We start from the raw sequence: 4,369 nt of genomic DNA, 5'->3' as shown, positions 1-4,369 counted from the left end.
TCGGCGCCGGACGCCGTCACCAGGTCGCGGACGACGACGCGGACCTCGGCATCCGCGGCCGGCGGCCGCCGGTGCGGGTCGCCGGCCAGACTGACGTCCTCACCGGTCATCGCCGCCACCAGGGCGGCCCGGTCCAGCTCGGCCACCTCGGTGGTGACGATGTGCCGGGCGTCGCGGAAGACGGTCACCACGTCGCAGATCTCGTAGATCTCCTGCAGGTGGTGGCTGATGAACAGGAAGGTGACGCCCTGCGCGCGGAGGGCTTCGATGCGGGCGAAGAGCCGGGTGATGCCGGTGCCGTCGAGCTGGGCGGTCGGCTCGTCGAGGATGATGAAGCGGGCGCCGAACGACAGCGCGCGGGCGATCTCCACGAACTGCCGCTGCTCGACGGTCAGCGCCGACGCCGGCTGGTCCACGTCCACGTCGACTGACCAGGTCGCCAGCAGCTCGCGCGCGGAGCGGCGCAGCGCACCCCAGCGGATGAGGCCGCCGGCGCCGCGGTCGTGCCGGTTCAGGAACAGGTTCTCGGCGACGGTGAGGGCCGGGATGATGGTCGACTTCTGGTAGACGCAGGCCACCTGCCGGCGCCACGCGTCCCGGTCACCGAGCGGCGGGGCGGGCCGTCCGCCGAAGGTGATCCGGCCGGTGTCCGGCGCCTGCAGCCCGGTCAGCATGGCGACCATCGTCGACTTGCCGGCGCCGTTGCGGCCGACCAAGGCGTGCGTCTCGCCGGGCCGTACCGTGATGGCGGCCCGGTCCAGCGCGACTGTGGACCCGTAGCGTTTGCTGATGCCGGCGGCCTCGACGACCGGTTCCGCGACCGTCATGAGGCGCCCCACAGCGACTTGTCGTCGTACTTCGCCGTCTTCTCACCGCCGATCGTCGCGCCGTCCGCGGTGACCAGCGGCGCGGAGAGCTGGTCCTCGAGCAGGCCGTCGCGCACCTTGATGATGGTGCTGTCGTGGTCGGTCGGCCCGGGCTGGAACGTCTTGCCGTCGATGGCGGCCTTCGCGTAGAAGAGCCCGTACTTGGCGTACAGGTCGGCGGGCTGGCTGACCGTCGCGTCGATGAGGCCGGCCTTGATGTCCTTGAGCTCCTCGGGAATCCCGTCGTTGGAGACGATGAAGACGTGCTTGGGGTCGCTCGGGGGCACCAGCAGGCCCTTCTGCTTGAGCACCTGCTTGGTGCCGGAGAGCGCGAACGACGACTGCATGTAGACGCCCTTGACGTCGGGGTCGGACGCCAGCCGCGTCTGCAGCTTGGACGCCGCGACGTCGCCCTTCCAGTCGGTCACCTCGCCGAAGACCTTGATGCCGGGGAAGTCCTTCTTCATGCAGTCGTTGAAGGCCTCGGTGCGGTCGCGGCCGTTGATCGACGCGAGGTCACCCTGGAGCATCACGACTTTGCCCTTGCCGCCCAGCTTGGCTCCCAGGAACTGGCACGCCTTGGTGCCGTAGGCGCGGTTGTCGGCCCGCACCACCATGGCCACGGATCCGGTGTCGGGCCGGGTGTCGATGGTGACGACCGGGATCTTCTTGGTGGCGAGCTGTTCGAGGCTGGGGGCGATGGCGGCGGTGTCCTGCGGGGCCATCACCACGGCCTTGACGCCCTGGCTGACGAACGTCTGCACGTTCGAGATCAGGGTAGCCACGTCGTTCTGCGAGTTCGTCGTCTTGAGCTCGACGCCCAGCTCCTTGGCGGACTCGGGCACGTACCTGATGTAGGAGTTCCAGAAGTCGGTGTCCGACCTCGGGTAGTCGACGCCGACGATCGGGGCCGTGGCCCCGCCGCCGTCGGCCGCCGGCGAGTCGCGGTTGCAGCCGGCCAGCGCGGACGTGACGCCGACCGTCGTGACGACCGCCAGACCGAGCAGAATTGTGCGGTTCATCGGTGTCCTCCATCTGATGATTCGGCGCCGGCCCATCGGGGGCCGTCGGGATACCGGTACGCCGTGAGCGTCGACGGCAGCATCTGCGCGCTCATCCCGGCCGTCCGGGGCGCCACGTAGCGGCCGTTCTCGATGCGTACCGGGGCGGTGAAGTGCTCGTGCAGGTGGTCGACGTACTCGATGGCGCGGCCCTCGGCCGTGCCGCTGACCGCGATGAAATCGAACATGGCCAGGTGCTGCACGAGCTCGCAGAGGCCCACCCCGCCCGCGTGCGGGCAGACGGGGACGCCGAACTTGGCCGCCAGCAGCAGGATCGCCAGGTTCTCGTTGACCCCGCCGACGCGGCAGGCGTCGATCTGGACCACGTCGGCGGCGCCGGCCTGCAGCAGCTGCTTGAACATGACGGCGTTGTGCATGTGCTCGCCGGTGGCGACCCGGATGGGTGCCAGCGCGGACCGGATCGCGGCGTGCCCGAGGACGTCGTCCGGCGAGGTCGGTTCCTCGATCCAGTACGGGTCGAACGGCGCCAGCTCCCGCATCCAGCCGATCGCGTCGGACACTCCCCAGACCTGGTTGGCGTCGACCGCGAGGTGCACGTCCGGGCCGACCGCGCGCCGGGCGATGCCCAGCCGCCGGACGTCGTCCTCGAGGTTCGCCCCGACCTTCAGCTTGATCAGCTGGTAGCCGTCGGAGACCGCCTGCTTGCACAGCCGGGCGAGCTTCTCGTCGTCGTAGCCGAGCCAGCCGGGCGTGGTCGTGTACGCCGGGTAGCCCTCGGCCAGCAAGGTCCGTTCGCGCTCGGCCCGGCCCGGGACCGCGTCGCGCAGCATGGCCAGCGCCTCGTCCTCGGTCAGCGCGTCGCGCAGGTAGCGCCAGTCGATCTGGGCCACGATCTGCTCCGGGGTGAGGGTGGCCAGCAGCCGCCACAACGGCTGGCCCGCGCGCCGGGCGGCGAGGTCCCAGACCGCGTTGACCAGGGCGCCGGCGGCCATGTGGACGACCCCCTTCTCCGGTCCCAGCCAGCGGATCTGGCTGTCGCCGATGAGCCGCCGGGCCAGCGCCCCGGGATCGGCCACCAGGTCGTCGACCGGCAGCCCGGTGACCATCGTGGCCAGCGACCGGATGGCGGCCACCTCGATCTCGGTGCCGCGGCCGACGGTGAAGACGAACCCGTGGCCCTCGGCGCCGGCGGTGGTGCGCAGCACGATGTACGCGGCGGAGTAGTCCGGGAACGGGTTCATGGCGTCGGACCCGTCGCGCTGCCGCGACGTCGGGAACCGGATGTCGAAGGTGTCGACGGACGAGATGCGCTCAGTCACCGGGACTCCTGCTCTGTGCTGGCCCGCGTCCGACGGTTGGCCGCCGCGGGCCGTAGACATCAGATGTATTTATAGGCGTCGTGGACCTCGTGTGTCTATGGGTGGACAACGGTGCGCTGAGCCGGGCCAGAAATCAGATGTCTTGCGCTAAGTTGCGCGGCGAAGTTGACGATCTTGAGAAGTAGGGGCTCCGCACGGGGTGGTGCCTGGGCCGGGTCACGGCCGGCGGTCAAAGGAGACAGGTCAACATGGGTTGGTTGCACCGCATCAAGTACCGATTGATCGCGGCCTTCGCGGTTCCGTTGCTGGTCCTGTGCGTCGTCGGGGCGGTGGCCTACCGCAGCACCACCACCCTGGAGGACAACAGCGGCAAGGTGGCGCACACCTACCAGGTGATCGAGGCGCTGAGCGTGGTCACCTCGACGCTCAAGGACGCGGAGACCGGTCAGCGCGGTTATCTGATCACCGGGGAGGACCGGTATCTGGCGCCGTACGAGAGCGCGAAACAGTCGATCGACGGAGCCATCACCGCCGTCGCCGAGCTGACCAGCGACAACGCCGAGCAGCAGGCGCGGATCACCACTCTGCGGCCGCTGGTGGAGAGCAAGTTCGCCGAGCTCGCCGACACGATCGAGCTGCGCCGTACCAAGGGCTTCGCCGCCGCGCAGGCCGTTGTGCTCACCGACAAGGGCAAGGCGGTCATGGACCAGATCCGCACCGTCATCGCGGAACTGTCGGGCGCCGAGACGAGCCTGCTGGGCGCGCGGGCGACACAGACAGCCGACACCGCCGACAGCGCCCGGGCGGCCGTCCTGGTCGGCATCGTCATCGCCGCGCTGCTGGTCGTGGTGCTGGCGTTCCTGATCGCGCGCAGCATCCTGCGCCCGCTGTCCGCGCTGACCGGCCGGCTGTCGGAGATCGCGGACGGCGAGGGTGATCTGACCCGGCGGGTCGATGAGAGCCGCAAGGACGAGTTCGGTCCGCTGGCCGCCGCGTTCAACCGGTTCGTCGCCAAGCTGGCCGGCACGATCCGGCAGATCGGCGATCAGGCCACCTCGCTGGCCGCCGCGTCCGAGCAGCTCTCGGCCAGCTCCCAGCAGATCGCCGGCTCGGCCGCCGACACGTCCCGGCAGGTCGGCGGCGTCGCGGACGCGACCGAGTC

Annotated in this window: 4 protein-coding genes; 1 reads left to right on the top strand and 3 read right to left on the bottom strand. The window is 70.2% G+C overall.

The window, feature by feature from the left end; all coding sequences use genetic code 11:
- The 3 genes from AB0C29_RS35870 to AB0C29_RS35860 form a co-directional block, all read right to left on the bottom strand.
- The coding region (locus tag AB0C29_RS35870) for an ATP-binding cassette domain-containing protein (RefSeq protein WP_360830013.1) at window positions 1-827 on the bottom strand (827 nt) is incomplete at its 3' end.
- Window positions 824-1,888 carry a sugar ABC transporter substrate-binding protein gene (locus AB0C29_RS35865; protein WP_360830010.1) on the bottom strand — a complete coding sequence of 355 codons (1,065 nt, stop codon included), beginning with the start codon at window positions 1,886-1,888 and terminating at the stop codon, window positions 824-826. The genes AB0C29_RS35865 and AB0C29_RS35870, both read right to left, overlap by 4 nt.
- Window positions 1,885-3,207 (bottom strand): enolase C-terminal domain-like protein, encoded by a 1,323-nt coding sequence (locus AB0C29_RS35860; RefSeq protein WP_360830008.1) that lies wholly within the window; start codon window positions 3,205-3,207, stop codon window positions 1,885-1,887. Before AB0C29_RS35860 ends, AB0C29_RS35865 begins: the two co-directional genes overlap by 4 nt.
- A 248-nt stretch (window positions 3,208-3,455) precedes the next feature.
- Here AB0C29_RS35860 and AB0C29_RS35855 point away from each other — a divergent pair.
- On the top strand, window positions 3,456-4,369 hold a 914-nt coding region (locus AB0C29_RS35855; RefSeq protein WP_360830005.1), incomplete at its 3' end, for a CHASE3 domain-containing protein.

The organism is Actinoplanes sp. NPDC048791, from assembly GCF_040650095.1.
In the GTDB taxonomy this organism is placed as follows: Bacteria; Actinomycetota; Actinomycetes; order Mycobacteriales; family Micromonosporaceae; genus Actinoplanes.
Note: the sequence above shows the minus strand (reverse complement) of the source record. Positions and strands in the feature narration are given on the sequence as shown.

Excerpts from the sequence above, each read along its gene's own strand:
- AB0C29_RS35865 (WP_360830010.1), bottom strand. The coding sequence starts at position 1,888 with ATGAACCGCACAATTCTGCTCGGTCTGGCGGTCGTCACGACGGTCGGC.